The sequence below is a fragment of the Streptomyces sp. NPDC057638 genome, from assembly GCF_042800315.1.
In the GTDB taxonomy this organism is placed as follows: Bacteria; Actinomycetota; Actinomycetes; order Streptomycetales; family Streptomycetaceae; genus Streptomyces.
In genome coordinates this window covers 1-24,454 of the sequence record NZ_JBHVHF010000001.1, presented here as the reverse complement: position 1 = coordinate 24,454, position 24,454 = coordinate 1, and the positions used below count along the sequence as shown (strand labels likewise).

General features: G+C 72.6%; 20 protein-coding genes and 1 pseudogene. 11 read left to right on the top strand and 10 right to left on the bottom strand.

Translation table 11 applies throughout. From position 1 onward, the window contains the following. Positions 1-10 precede the first annotated feature (10 nt). Entirely contained in the window at positions 11-391 is a 381-nt protein-coding gene (gene trxA / locus ACFVIM_RS00105) for a thioredoxin (protein ID WP_384296810.1), read from the top strand. Between the two features lie 154 nt (positions 392-545). Here the strand turns inward: trxA and ACFVIM_RS00100 are convergent, their stop codons facing one another. After that, entirely contained in the window at positions 546-842 is a 297-nt protein-coding gene (locus ACFVIM_RS00100) for a hypothetical protein (RefSeq protein WP_384296808.1), read from the bottom strand. A 328-nt stretch (positions 843-1,170) separates the two neighbouring features. Continuing rightward, positions 1,171-2,193, bottom strand: coding sequence for a LacI family DNA-binding transcriptional regulator (locus ACFVIM_RS00095; RefSeq protein WP_384296806.1), 1,023 nt, complete (start codon positions 2,191-2,193; stop codon positions 1,171-1,173). 159 nt (positions 2,194-2,352) lie between these two features. Between ACFVIM_RS00095 and ACFVIM_RS00090 the strand changes: the two genes are divergently transcribed. After that, positions 2,353-3,051 (top strand): alpha/beta fold hydrolase, encoded by a 699-nt coding sequence (locus ACFVIM_RS00090; protein ID WP_384296879.1) that lies wholly within the window; start codon positions 2,353-2,355, stop codon positions 3,049-3,051. A gap of 79 nt (positions 3,052-3,130) precedes the next feature. After that, positions 3,131-3,565 carry a type II toxin-antitoxin system PemK/MazF family toxin gene (locus tag ACFVIM_RS00085; RefSeq protein WP_384296804.1) on the top strand — a complete coding sequence of 145 codons (435 nt, stop codon included), beginning with the start codon at positions 3,131-3,133 and terminating at the stop codon, positions 3,563-3,565. 205 nt (positions 3,566-3,770) lie between these two features. Here ACFVIM_RS00085 and ACFVIM_RS00080 read toward each other — a convergent pair whose 3' ends face one another. Next, positions 3,771-4,610, bottom strand: a complete 840-nt coding sequence (locus tag ACFVIM_RS00080; RefSeq protein ID WP_384296803.1) for a TIGR02452 family protein — start codon at positions 4,608-4,610, stop codon at positions 3,771-3,773. Positions 4,611-4,766: 156 nt separating this feature from the next. On the opposite strand from ACFVIM_RS00080, the pseudogene egtA reads away from it, so the two are divergent. The 4 genes and pseudogenes from egtA to egtD form a co-directional block, all read left to right on the top strand. Then, positions 4,767-6,011, top strand: a pseudogene (egtA, locus tag ACFVIM_RS00075) (ergothioneine biosynthesis glutamate--cysteine ligase EgtA); the annotation flags it as partial. A 356-nt stretch (positions 6,012-6,367) separates the two neighbouring features. Next, positions 6,368-7,750, top strand: coding sequence for an ergothioneine biosynthesis protein EgtB (egtB, locus tag ACFVIM_RS00070; protein ID WP_384296801.1), 1,383 nt, complete (start codon positions 6,368-6,370; stop codon positions 7,748-7,750). Then, on the top strand, positions 7,750-8,505 hold the full coding sequence (gene egtC / locus ACFVIM_RS00065) for an ergothioneine biosynthesis protein EgtC (protein ID WP_384296800.1): 756 nt from the start codon (positions 7,750-7,752) through the stop codon (positions 8,503-8,505). The genes egtB and egtC overlap by 1 nt, the downstream gene beginning before the upstream one ends. Further along, positions 8,502-9,467, top strand: coding sequence for an L-histidine N(alpha)-methyltransferase (egtD, locus tag ACFVIM_RS00060; protein WP_384296799.1), 966 nt, complete (start codon positions 8,502-8,504; stop codon positions 9,465-9,467). Before egtC ends, egtD begins: the two co-directional genes overlap by 4 nt. A gap of 324 nt (positions 9,468-9,791) precedes the next feature. Here egtD and ACFVIM_RS00055 read toward each other — a convergent pair whose 3' ends face one another. Then, a complete protein-coding gene (locus tag ACFVIM_RS00055) occupies positions 9,792-11,048 on the bottom strand; it encodes an extracellular solute-binding protein (RefSeq protein WP_384296797.1) in 1,257 nt (418 codons plus the stop codon). Positions 11,049-11,251: 203 nt separating this feature from the next. Here ACFVIM_RS00055 and ACFVIM_RS00050 point away from each other — a divergent pair, with 203 nt between their 5' ends. Together ACFVIM_RS00050 and ACFVIM_RS00045 are read left to right on the top strand one after the other, a co-directional pair. After that, positions 11,252-11,467, top strand: coding sequence for a dodecin (locus ACFVIM_RS00050; RefSeq protein ID WP_384296796.1), 216 nt, complete (start codon positions 11,252-11,254; stop codon positions 11,465-11,467). 302 nt (positions 11,468-11,769) lie between these two features. Then, positions 11,770-14,121 carry an ATP-binding cassette domain-containing protein gene (locus tag ACFVIM_RS00045; RefSeq protein ID WP_384296795.1) on the top strand — a complete coding sequence of 784 codons (2,352 nt, stop codon included), beginning with the start codon at positions 11,770-11,772 and terminating at the stop codon, positions 14,119-14,121. Positions 14,122-14,298: 177 nt separating this feature from the next. Here the strand turns inward: ACFVIM_RS00045 and ACFVIM_RS00040 are convergent, their stop codons facing one another. From ACFVIM_RS00040 to ACFVIM_RS00030, 3 genes are all read right to left on the bottom strand, one after another. Beyond that, the gene (locus ACFVIM_RS00040; RefSeq protein ID WP_384296794.1) at positions 14,299-15,045 is read right to left on the bottom strand and encodes a succinate dehydrogenase/fumarate reductase iron-sulfur subunit; all 747 of its coding nucleotides are present in this window, start codon (positions 15,043-15,045) and stop codon (positions 14,299-14,301) included. After that, positions 15,042-17,000: a fumarate reductase/succinate dehydrogenase flavoprotein subunit gene (locus ACFVIM_RS00035; RefSeq protein WP_384296878.1), complete on the bottom strand. Its 1,959-nt coding sequence runs from the start codon at positions 16,998-17,000 to the stop codon at positions 15,042-15,044. The genes ACFVIM_RS00040 and ACFVIM_RS00035 overlap by 4 nt, the downstream gene beginning before the upstream one ends. A gap of 81 nt (positions 17,001-17,081) precedes the next feature. Continuing rightward, on the bottom strand, positions 17,082-17,801 hold the full coding sequence (locus tag ACFVIM_RS00030; protein WP_384296793.1) for a succinate dehydrogenase: 720 nt from the start codon (positions 17,799-17,801) through the stop codon (positions 17,082-17,084). 83 nt (positions 17,802-17,884) lie between these two features. On the opposite strand from ACFVIM_RS00030, the gene ACFVIM_RS00025 reads away from it, so the two are divergent. After that, positions 17,885-18,790 carry a LysR family transcriptional regulator gene (locus ACFVIM_RS00025; RefSeq protein WP_384296791.1) on the top strand — a complete coding sequence of 302 codons (906 nt, stop codon included), beginning with the start codon at positions 17,885-17,887 and terminating at the stop codon, positions 18,788-18,790. Between the two features lie 79 nt (positions 18,791-18,869). On the opposite strand, the gene ACFVIM_RS00020 is transcribed toward ACFVIM_RS00025, so the two are convergent. From ACFVIM_RS00020 to ACFVIM_RS00010, 3 genes are all read right to left on the bottom strand, one after another. Beyond that, positions 18,870-21,041 carry a putative bifunctional diguanylate cyclase/phosphodiesterase gene (locus tag ACFVIM_RS00020; protein ID WP_384296789.1) on the bottom strand — a complete coding sequence of 724 codons (2,172 nt, stop codon included), beginning with the start codon at positions 21,039-21,041 and terminating at the stop codon, positions 18,870-18,872. Continuing rightward, positions 21,041-21,853: an SAM-dependent methyltransferase gene (locus ACFVIM_RS00015; RefSeq protein ID WP_384296788.1), complete on the bottom strand. Its 813-nt coding sequence runs from the start codon at positions 21,851-21,853 to the stop codon at positions 21,041-21,043. The genes ACFVIM_RS00020 and ACFVIM_RS00015 overlap by 1 nt, the downstream gene beginning before the upstream one ends. 239 nt (positions 21,854-22,092) lie before the next feature. After that, positions 22,093-23,076: an SCO0930 family lipoprotein gene (locus ACFVIM_RS00010; RefSeq protein WP_384296786.1), complete on the bottom strand. Its 984-nt coding sequence runs from the start codon at positions 23,074-23,076 to the stop codon at positions 22,093-22,095. Between the two features lie 614 nt (positions 23,077-23,690). Here ACFVIM_RS00010 and ACFVIM_RS00005 point away from each other — a divergent pair. After that, positions 23,691-24,275, top strand: coding sequence for a hypothetical protein (locus ACFVIM_RS00005; RefSeq protein ID WP_384296785.1), 585 nt, complete (start codon positions 23,691-23,693; stop codon positions 24,273-24,275). Positions 24,276-24,454: the final 179 nt, after the last annotated feature.

The following is a 24,454-nucleotide window of genomic DNA, read 5'->3' as shown; positions in this document are numbered from 1 at the left end:
GTAGCACGTTATGAGCACTGTTGAGCTCACCAAGGAGAACTTCGACCAGGTCATGTCGGAGAACGACTTCGTCCTGATCGACTTCTGGGCCTCCTGGTGTGGACCCTGCCGCCAGTTCGCCCCGGTGTACGAGGGGGCGGCGGAGCGCCACGAAGACCTGGTCTTCGGGAAGGTGGACACGGAGGCGCAGCAGGAGCTGGCCGCCGCGTTCGAGATCCAGTCCATTCCCACGCTGATGATCGTCCGGGACCGGATCGCGATCTTCGCCCAGCCGGGCGCGCTGCCTGAGGCGGCGCTGGAGGACGTGATCCGTCAGGCCCGCGCGCTGGACATGGACGAGGTGCGCGCCTCGGTCAAGGCGGCGGAGTCCAACGGTCAGCCGGAGGCATGATCCGCCCGCCGTGGCGGCCCGTCGAGCGGGTCGCCATGGCCGGGGTCGGCCAGGGCCGGTCCCCGAGCCGCCCGGCCGGGCGTTCCGGCCCGTGGGCCGCTCCGGGTGCCCCCAGGCTTGAGCTGGTGGGCGAGCCAGTCGGTCGGGCCGCCGCTCACTCCTCGGCCGCCTCGATCACCCGGGCGGTCAGGCCGTAGTCCAGTTCGGCGCCGTCGACCAGCAGCGCCTCGACGGTCCGGGTCTCGGGGTCGATGTCGGCCACCATCCCGGCGCCCGCGTACCGCGGGTACCCCGAGGCCCCCGTCTCCCCGGTGGCCTCCACCACGGCCGAGCGGATGGCGTCGCGGGTGAGCGCGGTGGTGTCACCGCCCACGATGTGTTCGGGCACCAGCAGTACCTCGAAGCGGGCGGGGGCGTCGGGGTGGCCACGGCGGTGATGACGAGGGCTCATGCGTGCGACGGTAGGCAGACGGCTCGCGGAACGCATCCCGGGAACGGTGCCGGGCCCAGATCCCGGGAACAGTGCCGGGCCCGGAACCCAGGAACAGTGCCGGGCCCGGAACCCGGGAACAGTGCCGGGGCAGTGTCCAGCACGCGCTCCGGGGACACCCCGGTCACGACTCCAGGGATACCTCGGTGACGGATGGGGCCTGTGTGACAGATGGCTTGTTCTCAGCGTTCTCCCGAGAGGGCCTGTCACACCTGACGCATCCCTGACGACGGAGCGTGCGTCAGGGCGGCGCCCGCGGAGAGCGCCGCCCTGACCGGAACCACCGTTCCTACGTCGAGTCCCGCTGGACCGCCCGCACCCGCATCAGATCGTGGCGCTCCGGCACCCGGTCCGGATCCCGTACCGCGCGGTCGACCAGTTCCGCCATGTGGCGGCCGGTGGTCATGTCGATGTGCACCGTGCTCAGGCGTGGCCGCAGCAGACGTCCGAGCAGCAGGTCGTCCGCGCCGATGACGGCCGTGTCGTCAGGTATCGACACGCCCCGGTCCTGGAGGGCACGCATCAGGAGCATCGCGTAGTCGTCGTTGTACGTGTAGACCGCGTCCAGACCCAGCTGGGGCCAGCGGGCGGCGAGGTCCGCCGCCGCGTCCTCGTCGTACGACAGGGGCAGGGGCACCGCACGCGCCCCCGCGCGTTCGGCGGCGCGCCGGGCACCCTCGTACCGTGGCTCGGCGAAGAGCTCCAGACCCCGCTCGACGGGCATCACCACCCCGATCGCCTGGCGGCCCCGGCGGACGAGGTGGGAGACGGCGCAGTCGCCGACCTCACGCTGGTCCATGACCAGGCAGCGGGCGCCCTCCACCCGGCGTGGGGCGAGCGATATGACCGCCTTCGCACCGGAGCGTTTGAGGACTTCGACGCCGTAGGCGGTCAGTCCGACCTCCCCGAGGGAGACCACCGCCACCGGGCGCAGTTCCGCCCACGCACGGGCCGCCTCGTCCCCGTCGAGGCCGAGGCTGCCGTACTGGACGACGGTGTAGTCGAGGCGGCGCAGGGCCCACTGGAGTTCACCGAAGAACTGGTGGTGGAGCGGGCCGACGGGATGGGTGGCGGTCGGCAGCAGGACCATCCGGGTGTGCCCCGCCCGCAGGCTGCGCGCGGCCGCGTGGGGGACGTAGCCGAGTTCCTCGGCGGCGGCGCGGACCCTGTGCCGGGTGGGCTCGCTGATACGGACGGAGGCCGTGTTGTTGAGGACGTACGAGACGGTGGCCCGGGATACCCCGGCTAACCGGGCGACGTCGGCGCTGGTCGGAACGGCGCGCTCCGTGGAGTGTCTGGGTGTCTGGCTCATCGCCCTGCGCATCCTTCCAGACCGCCCCCGGGTGAGATCTGCGGATTGGCCGGATTACACCGCCTCCCGGTCCGGGTTCGGCTCCCCGCCGCCCGGGTGTCGCACATAAGATCGTTTTCCCCGGTGAGGGGCGTGATCCACCGAGCGAAGGGGCAGATGGTGAAGCTGCATACCACGACCTGGGGTGCGGGCGACCGCCTCGCCCTGCTGATCCACGGCATCATGGCCGACCACCGCACCTGGCGCCGTGTCGCTCCCGCCCTCGCCGAGCGGGGCTACCGGGTGACAACCGTCGATCTGCGCGGCCATGGCGCGAGCGGGCGCGGTGACTCCTACACCCCTGACGACTTCGCCGACGACCTGGTGGAGACCCTGCCCTCCGGCGCCGACGTGGCCATCGGGCACTCGCTCGGCGCGCTGACGCTCTCCCTCGCGACGGCCCGGCTCGCGCCGCGCCGGGCGGTCTACGTGGACCCGGTCTGGTTCCTCCCGGACGGCCCCGACGGCTATCGGCCCGAGGCGCTCACCTCCGCCAAGCGGCTGACCAAGGAGCAGATCCGCGCCATCAACCCGCGCTGGAGCGATGAGGACATCGCGGACGAACTGGCGACCCTGGCGCTCTGGGACGAGCGGTCGGCCCACGGGCTGGAGTCCTTCACCGGCCGCGAACTGGCGCCCGCCGCACCCGTCGTCCCCTCGCTGGTGCCCCTCGCCGATCCCAGTGTGCTGGTCCCCGCCGAGCGGGCGGCCCTGCTGCGTCAGCGCGGGTTCGAGGTCCGCACGGTGCCCGGCGCCGGACACACCATCCACAGGGACGACTTCGACGGGTTCATGACCGCGCTGGAGGGCTGGATCTGATCACCGGTCCTCCGGTTGCGGGACGGTCTACGGTCGGTCCCGAGCGGTCGACCGGACCGGGACGATCTACGGTGGCGCCATGAGCCTTCCCACACCGGGCCGGTCCGGGCCCTCCGCCACCACGGAGGCCGACCCCTCGGCGGCCGGTCCCGTCCGTACCTCCTACGCCCCCGACCAGGACGGGGACCCGGATCCGGGCGAGATCGTCTGGACCTGGGTTCCGTACGAGGAGGGGGATGGGCGCGGCAAGGACCGGCCGGTCCTGATCGTCGCCCGCGAGGCGGGCGGCACCCTCCTCGCCGTACAACTCTCCAGCAAGCGGCATGACCGTGACCACGAGTGGGTGCCCATCGGCGCGGGACCGTGGGACCGCGAGGGGCGGGAGTCCTGGGCCGACCTCGACCGGGTGCTGCGGGTGCACGAGGACGGGATGCGCCGCGAGGCGTGCGCCCTGGACCGGGCGCGGTTCGCCGTGGTGGAGGGCCGGTTGCGGGAGCGGTACGGCTGGAGCTGAACCGTTCCGCCCCGCCGGGCCTTGCCAGGGCCCTGATTCCCGCCGGGCCTCCCGAGGACTCCGGTTCCTGCCGGGCCTTCCGAAGCCCCGGGCGCAGGGCGTGTTCGGGGGGCGGTCCCCGTGGCGGACGACGGGAACCCAGGTCTCACCGACGTGGAACGGCGCCCCAGCGCGAGGCCCGGCCCGTGACGCGCCCGCACCCGCGTCAGGCCCCGCCGAACCTGTCCCGGAACGCCGCCATCGTGGCCCCCGTCCTGGTGCGGTCCAGGATGGCGAAGACCACCTCGTCGAAGTGGCCCGCGAACCGGCCCGTCCCGGTCAGCAGGTCGTGGAACGCGCCCGCGACCACCCGGGGGTCGTTCTGGAACACCCCGCAGCCCCAGGCCCCCAGCACCAGCCGCCGGTATCCGCCCCGTACCGCCGTCTCCAGCACCCGCTCCGCCCGGACCGCCACGGCGCCCGGCACCCGGGCGGCGGCCTCCGGAGTGCGACGGAGGATCACTCCGGTGTTCGGCGCGGGGCTGGTCAGGAAGCCGACCCGGTACGGGTGCTCCAGCAGCGCCCCGGAGTCATCCCGGAAGACGGGCACGGAGGGTGAGTGGATGACCCGGTCGGTGTAGAACGGGTCGCGGTCCGCGCGATGGTGCTCGTAGTACGCGGGGGCGCACAGCAGCGTGGTGTAGAGGGCCGAGACCCGGCACAGGGCCTCCTCCTGGGCGCGGGCGCCGTTGAGGTAGCCGCCGCCGGGGTTGCGGGCGGAGGCGAAGTTCAGGACGGCCACCGGTGCGTCGGTATCCGCGGCGGCGGTAGCGCTGGTGAGCCTGCGGGCGGCCTCGGTACTGCCCTCGCCGGTCACCTCGATGGCGGTGTGGCGGTCGGTGTCCGGGGTGACGGGCAGGGGATCGGGGCCGTGGAGCCGGGTTCCCGCGCGGGCGGCGGCGATGTCCGGGCCGAGGAGGACGGTCCGGCCGTCCGGGGTCTCATACCGGCCCGCCGCGACGATCGCCTCGGTCTGGCGGGCGATCTCCTTCAGTCGTGCGCTCATGGCGCCCATGGTGGGTGACCTGCGATGACCTGGACAAACGTTTTTCAGGCGCAGGTTCGGGTACCGGGTGGGTGGTCCGGGCACCCTTGTGCGGACGCGCGAGGGTGGCCTTAGGTTGACAGAGTGCCTTCGACGGGCGCGGGACAGGAGCTGAGTATGCGTCCACCCGATGCCGGTGATCACGACCGGCCTATCACGGAAACCGAGGCGGAAGATCTCCTGCACGGCATATGTTTCAAGAACGGCCCGCCCCGGGCCGTGGGCGTGGAGCTTGAGTGGCTGCTCCACCAGCGGTCCTCCCCCGAACGGCCGGTCCCGGCCGACACCCTGCGAGCCGCCCACGACCGGGTGCGCTCCCTGACCCTCACCTCGGCTCTCACCTTCGAGCCCGGCGGCCAGCTGGAACTCAGCTCCCCGCCCGCCGCCTCCCTCATGGAGTGCGTGGACTCCGTCGCCGCCGATCTGGACGCGGTGCGCGCCGCACTCCGCCCGGCCGGTCTGGCCCTCGCCGGATGGGGCCTCGATCCCTGGCAGGAACCGCGCAGGGTGCTGCGCGAGCCCCGGTACGACGCCATGGAGTCCTATCTCGACCGCACCGGCCCCCATGGCCGGGCCATGATGTGCACCTCGGCCTCGGTACAGGTCTGTCTGGACGCCGGGGAGGAGGAGCCGGGACCGCTGGGCCTGCGCCGACGCTGGCAGCTGGCGCATCTGCTGGGCGCGGTGCTGACCGCCGCGTTCGCCAACTCCCCCGCGCGCGCCGGGTGCTGGACCGGCTGGCGCTCCACCCGGCAGGCGATCTGGGCCGGGATCGATCCGGTACGGCCGCTCGCCCCGCCGCTGGACCGGGAACCGAGGGCGGCCTGGGCGGCGCATGCGCTGGACGCGCCGGTGATGTGCGTCCGGACGGCCGAGGGCCCCTGGGAGCGGCCGCCCGCGCTCTCCTTCCGGGAGTGGACACGGACCGGCGGGGCGCGCCGGGCGCCGACCCGCCAGGATCTCGACTACCACCTGACCACGCTCTTCCCGCCGGTGCGACCGCGTGGCCATCTGGAGCTGCGCATGATCGACGCACAGCCGGGTGACGACGGCTGGCGGGTGCCGCTGGCGGTGACGGCGGCGCTCTTCGACGATCCGGAGGCGGCCGAGACCGTGTACCGGGCGGTCAAGCCGCTGGCGGAGTACGCGGGCGGCGGTCGCGCCCCGCGCAACGCGCTCTGGCTGGCGGCGGCCCGCCATGGGCTCGCCGATCCGGAGCTGCGCGCCGCCGCCGTGCTCTGTTTCCGTACGGCGCTGGAGGCGCTGCCCCGGATCGGGGCCTCCGACGCGCTGTGCGCGGCGGTCGCCGCGTTCACCGAGCGGCATGTGCTGCGGGGCCGATGTCCCGCCGACGATCTGCGCCTGACCGGTCTGGGCCGGGATCCGGGACCGTATGGACGGATACCCGGCGAGAAACCGGCCCGGCCCACCCTCGCACCGCCGGGCTCGGCACCGGAACGGCCCGGTGCCCCGGCCACCACCGGCACGGATACCACCGGAACCACCGGCGCTACGGGCACCACGGCCACCACGGCCACCGGACGGGAGCCGGGCACCGTCTCCGCACCACCGGGCGGCACCGGCACCGGCACCGGGCCGGAACGACCCGGCGTCCCCGCCACCAACGGCACCGGGCCGGAACCACGGACCGTCTCCCCGCCGCCGGGCACCACCGATGGGCCGCGTTCGCGGCCGCTCCCCCGGGAAGGAGCCGGATCATGACGGAGACCGCACCACGGGAGCGGGCGCTGACCGCGCTGCTGGCCGCCCGGGACCGCACCACCGCACTGACCGCGTGTGTCGACGACCGCGAGCTGACCGCACAGCACTCGCCCCTGATGTCCCCGCTGGTCTGGGATCTCGCCCATATCGGCAACCAGGAGGAGCAGTGGCTGCTGCGGGCCGTCGGCGGGCGGCCCGCGCTGCGGCCCGAGATCGACTCGGTCTATGACGCCTTCGAGCATCCGCGCGCCACGCGTCCCTCGCTGCCCCTGCTCTCCCCGGCCGAGGCCCATCGCTACGCCGCCGACGTACGGGGCCGGGTGCTGGACATCCTGGAGTCGGCCGCGCTGGAGGGCGCTCCCCTGGTCGACTCGGCCTTCGCCTTCGGCATGATCGCCCAGCATGAGCAGCAGCACGACGAGACCATGCTGATCACCCATCAGCTCAGGGCCGGTCCGGCCGCGCTGACGGCGCCCGAGCCGCCCCGGGGCGACACCCGGGGGCTGCCCGCCGAGGTGCTGGTGCCCGGCGGCCCGTTCACGATGGGCACCTCGGCCGAGCCCTGGTCGCTGGATAACGAGCGGCCCGCGCACGAGCGGGAGATCGCGGCCTTCCATCTCGACACCACCCCGGTGACCTGCGGGGCCTATCTCGCCTTCATGGCGGACGGCGGCTATGAGGAGCCCCGCTGGTGGGCCCCGGAGGGCTTCGCGCAGATCCGCCGCCACGCGCTGACCGCGCCCCTGTTCTGGCAGTACGAGGACGGGGTGTGGCTGCGCCGCCGCTTCGGGGTCACCGAGCCGGTGCCGCTGGACGAGCCGGTGCTGCATGTGAGCTGGTACGAGGCGGACGCGTACGCCCGCTGGGCGGGGCGGCGGCTGCCCACGGAGGCCGAGTGGGAGAAGGCGGCCCGCCATGACCCGGCCTCGGGCCGCTCCCGGCGCTATCCGTGGGGCGATGAGGATCCCACTCCCGCCCACGCCAACCTGGGCCAGCGCCATCTGCGCCCCGCGCCCGCCGGAAGCTATCCACACGGAGCGTCGCCGCTCGGGGTGCGTCAGCTCATCGGCGATGTCTGGGAGTGGACGTCCAGCGACTTCCTGCCCTACCCGGGCTTCAGCGCCTTCCCCTACCGGGAGTACTCGGAGGTCTTCTTCGGCTCCGCGCACAAGGTGCTGCGCGGCGGTTCCTTCGGGGTGGATCCGGTGGCCTGCCGGGGCACGTTCCGCAACTGGGATCTGCCGGTCCGCCGTCAGATCTTCGCCGGTTTCCGTACCGCGCGGGACGCGGAACCGGACGGGGTGCGCCCCGCGGGACACGGCTCCGGTTCCCCCGGTCACCGGAGGCAGCCGCCTCCCGGCGCGCGTGGGGCCGCCTGATGTGCCGCCATATCGCCTACACCGGGCGCCCGCGTGCGCTGGCCGAGCTGCTGGTCCGGCCCGCGCACGGCCTGCTGCGCCAGTCCTGGGCACCCCGCCACCAGCGCCATGGCACGGTCAACGCCGACGGTTTCGGCGTCGGCTGGTACGCGGACGGCGATCCGCTGCCCGCCCGCTACCGCCGCGCCGGGCCGATCTGGGGTGATCTGTCCTTCGCCGACCTCGCCCGGGTGGTGCGCTCCGGCACCGTCCTGGCGGCCGTCCGTGATGCCACCGAGGCCGGGGCGGACGGGGAGGCCGCGGCCGCCCCGTACTCCTTCGGTCCCTGGCTCTTCAGTCACAACGGCGCCGTGCCCGCGTGGACGACGGCCCTGGCGCCGCTCGCGCGCGCCCTGCCCACCGCCGATCTGCTCGGTCTGGAGGCCCGCTGTGACGCGGCGCTGCTGTGGGCGCTGGTCCTGCGTCGGCTGCGGGAGGGGGACGCCGTGGGGCAGGCGCTCGCGGACACGGTCCGGGAGGTGGCGGCCCACGCGCCGCACTCCCGGCTCAATCTCCTCCTCACCGACGGGGAGACGGTCGCGGCCACCGCGTGGGGGGACTCGCTCTGGACCCGTTTCGAGCCCGGCGCCCTCGCGGTCCTGGCCTCGGAGCCGTACGACGACGACCCCCGCTGGCGCGCGGTCCCCGACCGGACCCTGGTGGTCGCCACCCGTGCCGACATCCTGCTCTCCCCGCTCAAGGAGCCGCCCGCGTGAGCCCGTTCCAGCTGACCCGCACCCTGCCCGACGACGCCACCGGCGCCGCCCTGCGCGCCGACGTGCTGCACGGGCTGACCCATACACCCAAGGAGCTGCCGCCGAAGTGGTTCTACGACGCCCGGGGCAGTGAGCTGTTCGATGAGATCACCCGGCTGCCGGAGTACTACCCCACCCGCGCGGAGCGGGAGATCCTGATCGAGCGGGCGTCCGAGATCGCCACGGCGACGGGCGCGCGCACCCTGGTGGAGCTGGGTTCCGGCTCCTCGGAGAAGACCCGTCATCTGCTGGCGGCCCTGTCGGGGCCGGTGGCCTACGTCCCGGTCGATGTCAGCGAGAGCGCCCTACGGGGTGCCGCCACGTCCCTGCTGGCCTGGCGCCCGGAGCTCCAGGTACACGCGCTGGTGGCCGACTTCACCCGGGGGCTGGCCCTGCCGGGCACCCCGGGCCCCCGGCTGGTCGCCTTCCTCGGCGGCACCATCGGCAATCTGCTGCCCGCCGAGCGCGCGCTGTTCCTGCGCTCGGTACGGGAGCTGCTGGGCCCCGATGACGCGCTGCTGCTGGGGACGGACCTGGTGAAGGACGAGGAGGTGCTGGTCCGCGCGTACGACGACACGGCGGGGGTGACGGCGGAGTTCAACCGCAATGTGCTCCGGGTCATCGCGCGGGAGCTGGACGCGGATGTCGACCCGGAGGACTTCGCCCATGTGGCGCTCTGGGACCGGGAGCGTGAGTGGATCGAGATGCGGCTGCGGGCGCGCTCGGCGCTCACGGTGAAGATCCCGGAGCTGAATCTCGTGGTGCCGTTCGAGGAGGGGGAGGAAGTGCGGACGGAGGTGTCGGCGAAGTTCCGCCGGGAGGGGGTGCGCGCGGAGCTGGCGGACGCCGGTCTGACCCTGGCCGAGTGGTGGACGGACCGGGCGGGCGCCTTCGCCCTGTCGCTGGCGCGGCCCACGGCGTGAGCCGTACCCGCCGCTCCTGACGGCGCCGGTCGTCTCGGTACGTACGGCGACGGGGCGGCCGTGTCCGTACGTACGGTGGCGGTGGCGGTGGCGGAACGGTCGCGGTCGCAGTCGCAGTCGCAGTCGCAGTCGCAGTCGCAGTCGCAGTCGCAGTCGCAGTCGCGGAACGGTCGGGCACCGGCTTCGTTCCGCGCCGCCGCCGTCCGCGTGGCGACAGGGCCCGCACGCCCTGTCGCCCGCGCGGCACCTCCGTACCGCCGCACCGGGCGGCGGGTAGGGAGTGCGCGGGGGCGGTCGGCCGGAAGGCGGACCGCCCGGGGACGGTCAGCCCGGGGAGAGGATCTTGGTGATCTCCTCGGAGGCCTGGAGCGCGGCGCGCGCCGCGTTACCCCCCTGGAGCACGGTGGTCATATAGGGCTTGATGGGGTTGTCGACCTCGACGTTGGCCCACTTCGGGGAGGTGGGCGTGGCCTTGCTGCCCCGGGCGGCGGCGCCCCGGGCCATCGCGGCGGTCGACTCCTGGCCCTGGACGACGCGGCTGAGCGTCTTCTTGTTGGGCACGTAGTTCATCGTCTTGGCGAGGTCGGTCTGCCACTGCTCGCTCGCCAGCGCCTTGACGACCTCGACCGCCGTGCCGCGGTTCTTGCCCTTGGTGGGGATGATCAGGTCGGAGCCGCCGGTGAAGACGGCACCGGCCTTGCCCTCCTCCTTGCCCGGGATGGGGAAGTAGCCGAGCTTGCCCTTGAGGGAGGGGTTCTCCTCCTCGATGGCCGCGGCGGCGGCCGGGGTGTCGATCATCTGGGCCACGGTCCCCTTGGCGAAGACACCGGCCTGCGGGGGCTTCTGCTCGTCCGCGTTCTTCGGGCCCTGGCCGAGCGACTGGAGCGTCTTGTAGAACTCCATGCCCTCCAGCGCGGGCTTGGTGTGCAGGGCGCCCTCCCAGGTGCCGCCGCGCTCGACGGCGAGGTCGCCGCCCTCCTCCCAGATGAAGCCCGCCAGGGTGTACCAGTCCTGGCCGGAGAGGTAGATGCCCTGGTTGCCGCCGCTGTTGAGCTTCTCGGTGTTCTCCAGCCACTCCTCGCGGGAGGTGGGCGGCTTGATGTCGGCCGCGGCGAAGAGGTCCCTGTTGTAGATGACGACGCGGTTGGCCGCGTACCAGGGGATGCCGTACTGGGAGCCGCCGATGTTGCCGGGCTGGGCCAGACCCTCCAGCCAGTCCTCCCCGCCGAGGTCCCGCACGGACTCCAGGGTCAGGTCCATCAGCGCGTCGCTCTCGGCGTACTGGGCGACCTGCGTGTTGCCGACCTCGATGATGTCGGGGGTGTCCTTGCCGTCGAGCGCGGCGTTGACCTTCTTCCCGATGCCGGTCCACTCCTGGAAGGCCACGTCCAGGTCGACCGAGGGGTTGTCCTTCTCGTACTGCTCGGTGAACCGCTTCAGGAAGTCGTCCGAGACGCTCCCCTTCATCAGCCAGATCCGCACGGTGGTGTCGCCGGACCCGGCATCCGATATGAAGCTGCAACCCGTGAGCGCGAAAGCGCACACCAGTGCGAGCGAGGAGGGGAGGGGGCGGAATGTCACAGCGTTCACCTCGAGGGCAGGGAAGACCAGAAAAACGGTGTAACCGGGCGAGACAGCGCACTCCGGGCTCGCTCGGGTTGGCTGGATTTTGGTATGTACCAAAATTCCGGTCAAGCCCTAAGAAGCTACACCTCGCGCACCGCCTCCTGGTGGGGCACGGTGGAGAGCATGTGGAGAGAGTGTAGCGAGAGGAGCTCGACACCATGTCCAATCACACCTACCGGGTCACCGAGATCGTCGGAACGTCGACGGAGGGAGTGGATCAAGCCATCCGCAACGGCGTGACCAGGGCAGGTCAGAAGCTGCGCGGGCTCGACTGGTTCCAGGTGACGGAGGTGCGGGGCCATATCGTCGACGGCACCATCGAGCACTACCAGGTCGGGCTGAAGGTCGGCTTCCGGCTGGAGGACTCCGACTGACGCCCCGGAGCCCCGGCCCACACGGGCCCCGAGGGGCCCCGGTCTCACCTCAACGGTCCAGTCCCGCCGCCGAGATCGCGCCACTCCCGTCGCCGAGCGGCCGCCCGACCGTTTTGACTTATTGATTCATGTACGCGGCATACGATCCCGAGCGGATCGCCTCCAGGCGAGCGAGCCCGGCACCGCCCACGGGAGAGATGCCGTGCCCTCAGCGCCCCAGCAACCCGGCACCCCGGCCGCCCCACCGGCTCCGCCGCCCCACCCTCGGGACCGAGCGAGGTCAATGCCTAGAATCAGCCGTTATGCAACGCGGCCATGACCCCTACGTCCGTGTTCGTGGCGCACGCGAGCACAATCTCCGGAATGTCGACGTCGACATCCCGCGCGACGCCCTCGTCGTCTTCACCGGGGTCTCCGGCTCGGGCAAGTCCTCCCTCGCCTTCGGAACCGTCTTCGCCGAGGCCCAGCGGCGGTTCATGGAATCCATCGCCCCCTACGCGCGCCGGCTGATCCACCAGGTCGGCGCCCCTCAGGTCGGCGAGATCAGCGGACTGCCCCCGGCCGTCTCGCTGGAGCAGCGGCGCTCCTCCCCCACCTCACGCTCCTCCGTCGGCACCGTCACCACCCTCTCCAGCTCGCTGCGCCTGCTGTTCTCCCGCGCGGGCCACTACCCCGAGGGCGCCGAGCGGCTCGACTCGGACGCCTTCTCCCCGAACACGGCCGCCGGGGCCTGCCCTCAGTGCCACGGTCTGGGGACGGTCCACGACACCACCGAGGAACTGCTCGTCCCCGACCCGTCGCTGTCGATCCGCGACGGCGCCATCGCCGCCTGGCCCGGCGCCTGGCAGGGCAAGAACCTGCGCGATGTGCTGGACGCGCTCGGCCATGACGTCGACCGGCCCTGGCGGGAGCTGCCACGGGCCGACCGCGAGTGGATCCTGTTCACCGACGAACGGCCCGTGGTGACGGTCCACCCCGTACGTGAGGCGGACCGGATCCAGCGTCCGTACCAGGGCACCTACACCAGCGCGCGCCGCCATGTGCTGCACACCTTCGCGGACTCCAAGAGCGCCGCGCTGCGCGCGAAGGCCGAGCGCTTCCTCACCAGCGCGCCCTGCCCGGTCTGCGGGGGCGCGCGGCTGCGGCCGGAGGCGCTGGCGGTGACCTTCGCGGGCGCCACCATCGCCGCGCTCGCCGCCCTGCCGCTGACCGAGCTGGCGCGGACCCTGGCGGCGGCCGAAGGGGACGGCACCGCCCGGGTGCTCACGGCCGATCTGCTGGCCCGTATCACCACGGTCACCGAGCTGGGCCTCGGCTATCTCAGCCTGGACCGGGCCACCCCCACCCTCTCCCCCGGTGAGCTGCAACGGCTGCGGCTGGCGACCCAGCTGCGCTCGGGTCTGTTCGGGGTGGTGTACGTGCTGGACGAGCCGTCGGCGGGGCTGCACCCGGCCGATACGGAGGCGCTGCTGACGGTGCTGGCACGGCTGCGGGCGGCGGGGAACTCGGTCTTCGTGGTCGAGCACCATCTGGACGTGGTGCGGGACGCGGACTGGATCGTGGACGTCGGCCCCGGCGCGGGTGAACACGGCGGCCGGGTGCTCCACAGCGGCCCGGTCGCGGAACTGGCCTCCGTAACGGCCTCGGTGACCCGGCGCTACCTCTTCGACCGCGCGCCGGTGGCACCGCGCGCGGCGCGTGAACCATCGGGCTGGCTGACGGTCGGCCCGGTGACCCGGCACAACCTGCGGGGCACCCGGGCCCGGCTGCCGCTGGGCGCGCTGACGGCGGTCACGGGCGTATCGGGGTCGGGCAAGTCCACCCTGGTCGGCGCGGTCACCGCCGACACCCCGGGCGTGGGGCGGCTGGTGACGGTCGATCAGCGCCCCATCGGCCGTACCCCCCGCTCCAACCTCGCCACCTACACGGGCCTCTTCGACGTCGTACGGAAGCTCTTCGCCGCCACCGACGAGGCACGGGCGCGCGGCTACCGGGCGGGCCGGTTCTCCTTCAACGTGCCGGGCGGGCGGTGCGAGACCTGTCAGGGCGAGGGTTTCGTGGCGGTGGAGCTGCTCTTCCTGCCCCGTACGTACGCGCCCTGTCCGGACTGTCAGGGCGCGCGGTACAACCCGGAGACCCTGGAGGTACGGCTCCGGGGGCTGACCATCGCCGAGGTGCTGGGGCTGAGCGTGGAGGCGGCGGCGGAATTCTTCGGGGCCGATGTCCCGGCGGCGGCGCGGAGCCTGACGGCCCTGCTCGACGTGGGCCTCGGACATCTGCGGCTGGGACAGCCCGCCACCGAACTGTCGGGCGGCGAGGCGCAGCGGATCAAACTGGCGACGGAGTTGCAGCGCCCGCGCCGCGACCACACCCTCTACGTCCTGGACGAGCCCACGACGGGGCTGCATCCGGCCGATGTGGAGGTGCTGCTGCGCCAGTTGGACGCCCTGGTGACGGCCGGGCACACGGTGGTGGTCGTGGAGCACGACATGGACGTGGTCGCGGCGGCGGACTGGGTGGTGGACCTGGGGCCCGGGGGCGGTGACGCGGGCGGCCGGGTGGTGGCCGAGGGCACGCCGGCCGAGGTGGCCTCGGCCGGCGGCACCCGGGGCGGGCGGACCGCGCCGTACCTGGCGCGGCGGCTGGGGCTCTGAGGGGCCGAGCGGCCGGGGCCTGGGGACCAGGCGGCTGGGCGGGCGCCATCCCGCTGGCGGCGCGGGTTCCCCGCGCCCCTGCCACCTGTCGCCCTGTCGCCCTGTCGCCCTGTCGCCCTGTCGCCCGCAGCCTGTCCGCCGCCTGCCTCTCTGCTGTTCGTCGCCCGCCGCCTGTCCTTACCGTCTGATCTCGCGGTTCGCCCGCAGCCACTCCCGGTTCATCGCGGCGATGGACGGCAGGGGTATGCCCTTGGGACAGGCCGTGGCGCACTCGCCGGTCAGGGTGCAGCCGCCGAAGCCCTCGGCGTCCATGGTGGCCACCATGTCCAGTACCCGGGTCTCCCGCTCGGGCGCGCCCTGCGGCAGGGCTCCCAGATGGTTGACCTTCGCCGAGGTGAAGAGCATCGCCGAGCCATTGGGGCAGGCGGCGACACACGCCCCGCAGCCGATGCACTCGGCGTGCTCGAAGGCCCGGTCGGCGGCGGGCTTGGGCACCGGGGTGGCGTGCGCCTCCGGCGCGGCACCGGTGGGCGCGGTGACATAGCCCCCGGCCTGGATGATCCGGTCGAAGGCCGAACGGTCCACCACCAGATCCCGGACCACCGGGAACGCGGCCGCCCGCCAGGGCTCGATGTCGATGGTGTCGCCGTCCGCGAAGGACCGCATGTGCAGCTGACAGGTGGTGGTCCGCTCCGGCCCGTGGGCGTCGCCGTTGATGACGAGGCTGCACGCGCCGCAGATGCCCTCGCGGCAGTCGTGGTCGAAGGCGATCGGATCCTCACCGCGCAGGATCAGATCCTCGTTCAGGGTGTCGAGCATCTCCAGGAACGACATGTCCTGACTGACGCCGTCGACCTCGTAGGTGACCATCGCGCCGGGGGCGGTGGCGTCGCGCTGGCGCCAGACGCGCAGGGTGAGCCTCATGCGTAGCTCCGCTGGGTGGGGTGGACGTACTCGAAGACCAGGTCCTCGCGGTGGAGCACGGGGGCGGTGCCCGTGCCGGTGAACTCCCAGGCGGCGGCGTAGGAGTACGCGTCGTCGCGCCGGGCCGCCTCGCCGTCGGGGGTCTGTGACTCCTCCCGGAAGTGACCGCCGCAGGACTCGCTCCGGTGGAGCGCGTCCAGGCACATCAGCTCGGCCAGTTCCAGGTAGTCGACGATCCGGTTGGCCTTCTCCAGGGACTGGTTGAACTCCTGGCCGGTGCCCGGCACCTTGATCCGGCGCCAGAACTCGGCCCGGATCTCCGGGATCCGCTCCAGCGCCTTGCGCAGCCCCGCCTCGGTGCGGGCCATCCCGCAGTGTTCCCACATCAGGGCGCCCAGCTCCCGGTGGAAGGAGTCGGGGGTGCGGTCGCCGTCCACCGAGAGCAGCAGGTTCAGCCGGTCTGTGGTTTCGGCGACGGCCTCGGCGACGGCCTCCGTGACCGCCGGATGCGCGGCGTCGGGCGGGTCGGCGAGCGGGGCGCGCGCCAGATAGTCGTTGAGGGTGGCGGGCAGCACGAAGTAGCCGTCGCCCAGGCCCTGCATCAGCGCGGAGGCGCCGAGCCGGTTGGCGCCGTGGTCGGAGAAGTTGGCCTCGCCGATGGCGAAGAGGCCGGGGATCGTGGTCTGGAGGTCGTAGTCCACCCAGAGCCCGCCCATGGTGTAGTGGACGGCGGGATAGATCCGCATCGGGGTCTCGTACGGGTTCTCGGCGGTGATCCGCTCGTACATCTCGAAGAGGTTGCCGTACTTCTCCGCGACCTGCTCCCGGCCCATCCGGGCGATGGCGTCGGCGAAGTCGAGGTAGACGCCCTCGCCGCCGGGCCCCACGCCCCGGCCCTCGTCGCAGACGTTCTTGGCGGCGCGGGAGGCGATGTCCCGGGGCACGAGGTTGCCGAAGGAGGGGTAGAGCCGCTCCAGGTAGTAGTCGCGCTCGTGCTCGGGGATCTCCCGGGGCGGACGGCTCTCGCCCCGGGCCTTGGGTACCCAGATCCGGCCGTCGTTGCGGAGCGACTCGCTCATCAGGGTCAGCTTGGACTGGTGGTCCCCGGTGCGCGGGATGCAGGTGGGGTGGATCTGGGTGAAGCAGGGGTTGGCGAAGTGGGCGCCGCGCCGGTGGGCCCGCCAGATGGCGGTGGCGTTGGAGTTCATGGCGTTGGTCGACAGATAGAAGACATTGCCGTAGCCACCGCTGGCCAGGACCACCGCGTCGGCGAGATGGGTGGAGATCTCCCCCGTGATCAGGTCCCGGGCGACGATCCCCCGGGCCCGGCCGTCCACCACGATCAGGTCGAGCATCTCGGTCCGCGGGTGGAGGGTGACATGGCCCGCCGCGATCTGCCGGGAGAGTGCCTGGTAGGCGCCGAGGAGGAGTTGCTGTCCGGTCTGGCCCCGGGCGTAGAAGGTACGGGAGACCTGGACGCCGCCGAAGGAGCGGGTGTCCAGCAGCCCGCCGTACTCCCGGGCGAACGGCACGCCCTGCGCCACGCACTGGTCGATGATCTCGACGGAGATCTGGGCCAGCCGGTGGACGTTGGACTCGCGGGCGCGGAAGTCGCCGCCCTTGACGGTGTCGTAGAAGAGGCGGTGGATGGAGTCGCCGTCGTTGCGGTAGTTCTTGGCGGCGTTGATGCCGCCCTGGGCCGCGATGGAGTGGGCGCGCCGGGGCGAGTCCTGGTAGCAGAACTGCTCCACCTGGTAGCCCTGCTCGCCCAGGGTGGCCCCGGCGGCGCCGCCCGCGAGCCCGGTGCCCACCACGATGACGGTGTGCTTGCGCCGGTTGGCGGGGTTGACCAGCTTCGCCTCGAAGCGGCGCCGGTCCCAGCGCTCGGCGATCGGCCCGGTGGGGGCCTTGGTGTCGGCGATCGGCTCGCCGGTCTCGTACGCGGTGTACCGCATGCTCGCTCCGCCGGTCCTCTCGTAGTCGGTGTCCCGCGTGCCCGGTCCGCCGGTGCTCTCGTACGCGTTCGGTGCCATCGATCAGCCCACCACTCCGGTCATGACGGCGACGGGTACCGCGACGAAGCCCGCGGTCAGCACCAGCGCGAGACCGTTGGCCAGGGTCTTCAGGGCGCGGTCGCGGCGGGCGCTGCCGATGCCGAGGGTCTGCGCGGCGCTCCAGAAGCCGTGGCGGACATGGAGGCCGACGGCCGCCATCGCGGTCAGATAGATGACGTTGCCGTACCAGGTGGAGAAGGTGGCGACGACGTTCTCGTACGGCCGGCCGGGCTCGGCGTTCTCGTTCACCGTCAGGGTGGTCAGATCGAGGATGTGCCAGACGATGAAGAGGGCGACGATGATCCCGCCCCAGCGCATGGTCCGGGTGGCGTAGCTGGCGCGGCGCTTCTTGTGGGCGTACGCGACGGGCCGGGCGCGCCGGTCCAGCCCGCTGAGCTGGTACGCGGAGACCGCGTGGGCCACGACGGCGGCGAGCAGCACGATCCGCACCAGCCACAGGGCCCACTCCCGGTGGAGTACGGGGGCGCCCATGGTGCGCAGCCAGTGGCCGTAGGCGTTGAACTCCTCCGGCCCGAAGAAGACCTTCAGATTGCCCACCACGTGGGCGACCAGATAGCCGAGGAGGATCAGTCCGCTGACGGCCATCACCGTCTTCTTGCCGACCGTGGAGCCCCAGAAGCTCCGCCGGGGTGGCGGTTTCCGGTCGGTCGGCCGCTGCCGTGTCGCTGGTGCCAGTCCCATGGCAGGAACGGTAGGTCCGGATCTGTCCAGTGGTCCAAGACATGATGTGGCTGATCTCCATAGACCATAGCTATGGTGGACCTATGCAGTTCCAGCAGCTCCTATACTTCGTGGCCGTCGCCGAGACCCGCCACTTCACCCGCGCCGCCGAACAGGTCCATGTCTCCCAGCCCTCGCTCTCCCAGCAGATCCGATCCCTGGAGACGGAACTGGGAGCGGAACTCTTCAGCCGCGCCCGGGGCAACATCGCGCTCACGGAGGCGGGCGAGACCCTGCTGCCGCTGGCCCGCCGGATCCTCGCCGACGCGGACACCGCCCGGCTGGAGGTCCAGGAACTGGCCCGGCTGCGGCGCGGCCGGGTGCGGCTGGGGGCGACCCCGAGCCTGTGCACCGGCCTGCTCCCGGAGGTGCTGCGGCTCTTCCACGACCGCCATCCGGGCATCCGGCTGCTGATCGAGGAGAGCGGCTCCCACGACCTGGTCCGGCTGCTGGCGCGGGGCGCGCTCGATCTGGCGCTGGTGGTGCTGCCGCTGCCGACCGCCTCCCCCGCGCTGACCACGGTGGAGGTGCTACGGGAGGACCTCGTGGTGGTCTCCTCGGCCGACGCGCCCGCGCCTAGGCGGCCGACCCGGATCGCGGATCTGCGCGACCAGCCGCTGGTGATGTTCCGGCACGGCTATGACCTGCGAGAACTCACCGTGGCGGCCTGCCGGGCGGAGGGCTTCGAACCCACGTTCACGGTGGAGGGCGGCGAGATGGACGCGGTCCTCGGATTCGTCCGGGCGGGGCTGGGGATGGCGGTGGTGCCCCGGATGGTGGCGACCCGGGCGGAGCCAGGACTGAGGGTGACCCCGCTGGCGGCACCCGGGCTCCAGCGGACGATCGGGCTCGCGCACCGCAGCGATGTGGCGCCGCCGCGCGCGGCGCGGGAGCTCCAGGGGGTGCTCCTGGCCCATGTGGGTCAGGAGCACCCGGGGGGCGGGGGCTGAGACGCGGGGGGAAGCCGGACGACCCGGGGCCGACGGGCCGTCAGCAGACACCGCCGGACGACCCGGGGCCGACGAGTCGTCAGATCGCGTCCGCCAGGGAGAGCGCGTGGAGGCGCTCCGGCGGGCCCGGCCGGGCGTAGTACCAGCCCTGCGCGGTGTCGCAGCCCAGCTCCTTGAGCTGCTCCGCCTGCGCGCCGGTCTCCACTCCCTCCACGGTCACGGCCAGCTCCAGGCTGTGCGCCAGCGACACGATCCCCTCGACGATCTTCAGATCCACGGGGTCGACCGGCAGCCGCTGCATCCCCTGGGTGAAGGACCGGTCCAGCTTGAGCACGCTCACCGGCAGCCGCCGCAGATTCGCCAGGTTGGAGTAGCCCGTCCCGAAGTCGTCCAGGGCGATGTCGACACCCATCTCGGCGAGCTGGCGCAGCGGTTTGAGCAGGGCCTCGTCCGCGCCGATGAGGGCGGACTCGGTGACCTCAAGGCAGAGCGCGCCCGGTTCCAGACCGGCCCCCTCCAGTACGGCGATGGTGTCCGTGACCAGGCCGGGGTGCTGGAGCTGTGCGGGCGAGAGGTTGACGTTGATCCGCAGCGGGCCGTCGGCGGTGCGCCGCTCCTGCCAGTAGCGGGCCTGGCGGACAGCCTCCTGGAGCACCCAGCGGCCCAGGGGGATGATGAGGCCGGTGTGTTCGGCGAGCGGGATGAACTGGTCCGGTCCCAGCACCCCGTGCTGGGGGTGGCACCAGCGCACCAGCGCCTCCGCGCCGTAGACGCGGCCGTCGCCGAGGTGTACCAGCGGCTGGTACTCGATGAAGAACTCGCCGCGTTCCAGCGCTGCGGGCAGCGCGGTCGTCAGGCCATGGCGGGTGATGGCGCGGGCCTCGGCCTCGGGATCGGCGACCTCGTACCGGTTGCCGCCCGCCGACTTGGCCTGGTACATCGTGATGTCGGCGCTGCGCAGCACCTCCGCCGCGGTGCGCTCGCCCGCCTCGCCCACCACGATGCCGATGGAGCCCCGGACGGTGAACTCGCGGCCGTCGACCCGGATCGGCGCGGCGAGCGCGGCGAGGATACGGGTGGCCAGCTCATGCACCTCGTGCTGGGTGCCGGGCCGGGTGGTCAGGGCGACGAACTCGTCGCCACCGAGCCGCGCCACCATCTCCCCCGGCGCGGTGGCACAGCTCTGGAGCCGGTCGGCCACCTCCACCAGCAGCCGGTCCCCGGTGGAGTGCCCGAGGCTGTCGTTGATGGCCTTGAAGCCGTCGAGGTCGAGGTAGCAGAGCGCGAAGCGGGAGCCCTCGGCGCCGGACAGCGCCTTCTCCAGCTTCTCGAAGAAGAGGGTCCGGTTGGGCAGCCCGGTGAGCGCGTCATGGGTGGCCTCGTAGCGGAGGCGCAAGTGGAGCAGCCGCCGTTCGGTGGTGTCCTCCAGCAGCGCGAGCTGGTACTGGGGCCGTCCCTCCGGGTCGCGCAGCAGGGAGACGGTGAGATTGGTCCACAGCACGGTCCCGTCCTGCCGGAAGAACGGTTTCTCCACCCGGAAGTGCTCCCGCTCGCCCCGGATCAGCTCCCGGTAGAGCTGCCAGATGTGCGGCCGGTCCTCCGGATGGGACCACTCGGAGACCTTCTTGCCGCGTACATGCTGTTCCAGCCCGCCGAACATCCGGGTGAGGGTCTCGTTGACCTCCAGGACGTTGCCGTCGAGATCGGCGATCCAGATCCCGATCGCCGCCCCCTCGAAGACGGCCCGCAGCCGCGCCTCGGTGGCGTGCAGCGCGCCGACCGCGTCGGTACGGGCCTGGAGCGAGGAGCGCGCGATGGCCTCCTGCTCGGCCAGCGTACGGTCGCGCAGCCCGTGCGCGAAGCCCGCCGCCACCGCGTGCTGGATCCGGGAGCAGCGGGCCCGGCTCTCCTCCGCGCTCGGATCGCCCGGCTCCCCCGGGGCACCGCAGTAGAGCACCAGATAGGAGTCGATGACGCCGAGGGTGCGGCTGAGGGCCTCGGGGTCGGTGCAGTGCGCGTCGACGAGCGCGGCCCCCACCCGCTGGGCGTCCCTCGGGTCGAAGGGGCGGGCGTGCAGCGCCGCGCCCAGCCGCCTGGCCAGCGGCAACAGCCGTTCCTCCACCTCGGCCCGGGTGAGGGAGGTGGCCGTCACGGGGTAGACGGCGCGGCTCCAGATCGTGGCGAACCGGCGCAGTCTGTCCTCAAGTCCATCGGGGTCGGCCGGGGAACCCGTCGCCTGGGAAGGCGCCATCACGCCGAGCGCCCCACCCCTGCGAAGCCTGAGTAGGCATATGGGTCCTGCTGCTCGGCTGGGGCGTCGGGCCGCCACTGCGGCATGGACACCAGACCGGGCTCGACCATCTCGTACCCCTCGAAGAACCGGGCTATTTGCTCTTGTGAACGCATAGACAGTGGACTGCGGATATCGCGGTAGACGCCGATGGCGGCGTCCACCTGGGCTCGGGGCGCGGGCACCCCGTCGTAAGCGGCATGGGTCAGGACCAGGAGGCTCCCGGGCGCCGTGGCGTCGCGCAAGCGTGCCACCGCGCCGTACGGATCGTCCTCGTCCGGCACGAAGTGGAGCACGCCGAGCAGCAGAAGCGCCACCGGCCGGTCGAAGTCGATCAGCGCGGCGGTCTCGGGGCTGTCCAGGATCTGACGGGGTCTGCGCAGGTCGGCGCCGATGGCGGCGGTCCCGGGATCGTCCGCGAACTCGTGGCGCACATGGGCCACGACGACCGGATCGTGGTCGGCGTGGACGACCACCGCGCCGGGGCTCAGCGCCCGCGCGGCCTCGTGGACCCCGCCGAAGGACGGGATGCCGCAGCCGATGTCGAGAAACTGGGTCACGCCCTCCGAGACGGCGTACGCCACCGCGCGCCGCATGAACGCCCGGCGCGCCTGGACGGCCTTGGGCAGACCCGGAAGCCGCTCCAGCACCCCGCGCGCGGTCCGCCGGTCGATCTCGAAGTTATGCGAACCGCCCAGGTAGCAATCGTGCATACGGGACACGCTCGGCACCGAGATGTCGATGCCGGGCGGGGCCCAGGCGGGTCGCTCCATCGATACTCCAAGCAGGTTAGCCACGGGGAGTCAGGCCGTACGGAAGGCCGGTGTTCGAGCCGAGGCTACTGATCGCCCGCCAATTGGGCGAGTCCAAACGGAAATTCGCGGTCCGTTCTTGGTCACACCAGTGTCACTGGACCACCGCATCACCTCCTCGATCGCGCCACCAAAGCGGCCGGCCCGCCACCGCGCGACAGGCGCGGAACGGGCCGGCCGCGGGCCGGAGGCGGGCGTGGTTACCTGGGCGCCCCGACCAGCTTCCCCAGCGGGCTGACCGCGTACCAGGTGCCGCCGACACCCTGCCCGTTGGTCTCTCCGGGCTTGGTGTCGCCCGCGAAGGTGTAGAGCGGCCAGCAGTCGATGGTCTGCTGCTTGATTCCGTCGGGACGGCTGAAGGTCACGAAGTTCTTCTTGAGGATTCCGCGCGTGTCGTTCTTGGCGACAGGGGCGACAACCGGCCATTTGGCGAGGCATTCGCCGACGCACGCCGATTTCATGGGCCACGCAGAGTCCTTGATGAAGCGGTAGACCGTCATTCCGTTCTTGTCCACGACGATCTCGCCCAGCGTGGGGTCCTGCCGGGTGGACAGGCCCGCGAGGGCGGCGCCACCGCCCGTACCGGAATCAGAACCGGAACCGGAACCAGAGCCACCGCCCGCGCCTGCCGACGCCTTCTTGCCATCAGGAGCCGCGGCGAACCAGGTACCGCCGACCCCCTGGCCCTTGATCTCCCCGGGCTGGGTGTCCTTGGCGAAGCGGTACATCGGCCAGCCCGCCACGGTCAGCTGCCGGGTCCCGTCGGCGCGGGCCACCGACCCGTAGCGGGAGGCATCCACCCCGGCGGGCGGCGTGGCACCCGCCGCGGGCACCACCGGCCACGCCTTCGCGCAGTCGCCTTCGCAATTCGAGCGCGAGGGCTTGGCGGTGTCCTTGTCGAAGCGGTACAGGGTGAAGCCCTCGCTGTCCGTCAGGACCTGACCGAGCTGGGCGTTCCGGGCCACCGCGAGCTGTCCGGCGGGCTTGGCGGCGGCGGGCTTCGCACCGGAGTCAGAGCCTGAGCCGGAGTCGCCGTAGCCTCCGGCGCCGGGCTGGGCGGCGTTGGTGGCGCCGACCGTCCTGGCCTTCGGCTCGTCGCCGCCCTGGTCCTGACCACACGCCGTCGTCAGCACGAGCACGGCCGCAGCGGTGACCGCGAGGGAGGCGTTCCGCCAGGTGTTCATGTCCACTCCAGGTGTCACGTTGGTCTGTCGCGGCGCCGGTGCGCCCTTCTCGCCCCTAGGTACGGGCGGGGTGCGGCCAACTGTTCAACCGTTCAGGAAAAAATCTTCGGCTTCGGGCGCTGGTCCTGACTCCCTGCCCCGGCTCCCCTTGATCCCCTTACTCCCCCGCCCTGACCCCGCGACCCGAGCCGCCCCGCGTCACCGTCCCGAGCCGCCCCACGTCACCGCCCTGCGCCCTGACTCCCTGCCCTGACTCCCCCGGTACCTGGCCCTGACCCTCACCCGCCCTGGCTCCTGACCCGGTTCAGGAAGGTCCGGCCCTGACGGCGGGCCCGCGAGCGGCCCCGGGCCGGTGCGGAGGCGAGGCCGAGGGCCCGCGTGCCGGGGGGCGGGGCTCACGGGTCGGGGGCTCGCGTCCACGCGGGATGAGGTCCGCGGACCGGGGGTGCCACGCCGTACGGGTCCTCCGGCCGGAGTACACCGATGACCCGTTCGCCCGGCAGGGATCGCGGGCCCGGGGCTCCGCTCCTAGCGTGGCGCCCATCGAGGGGCACGCTCCACCCGCTGTCGACACCGCTTCAGCGGCTGCCCCTCGGGGACCCGGAGGAATCACCATGCGCGCGATATGTGCCGCATCAGCCGCCCTGCTGGGGTCGGCCGCGCTCGCCCTGACCGCGCCCCCCGCGGTCGCCGCCGACACCGCCGACACCCGGGCGACCGCCCTGTTCACCGTCAGCCCCTCGACCGTCGCGGCGGGGGGCCGGGTCGCGCTGTCCGCCAGCGGCTGCGCCACCACGGCGACCGCCTCGTCGGCGGTCTTCGACGCCGTGACCATCCGGCCCGGCACCTCGACCGTCGCCACGGTGGACGCGGACGCGCGGCCGGGCGCCCAGTACTCCGTCCAGTTCACCTGCGGCAGTCAGCGGGGGAGCTTCAACCTCTCCATCGCGGGCAGCGGCACCACGCCCACGATCAGTTCCACGGCGGCCGTCCGGCCCGCCGTGACCGTGACACCCTCGCCGACGCGCTCCGCGACACCGACGGCGACCGCCACCCCCCGAGGGGTACGCGGTGGGCTCGGCGGCACGTCCGACGGGACGAACTCGGTGACGACCCTGGCCGGTGGGGCGATGGTGGTGGTGGCGACGGCGGCGACCGTGGTGGTGCTGCGGCGCCGGGCGGGCGACCGGCGGCACTGAGCCGCCGGTGCGCGCGGCGCTCACGCGGGCGGGCCCGGTCCCTCCCGTACGGCGGTCGCGGATGTCCCCACTCGGGGGCACGGCGCCGGGTCCCGCCGTCATCCGGCGGTGCCGACCGGAGTGCCCCACCCTGTCCCGGGGCACGGCCGGTGCCCGGTGGCCCGGAGTCCCTCCAGGAC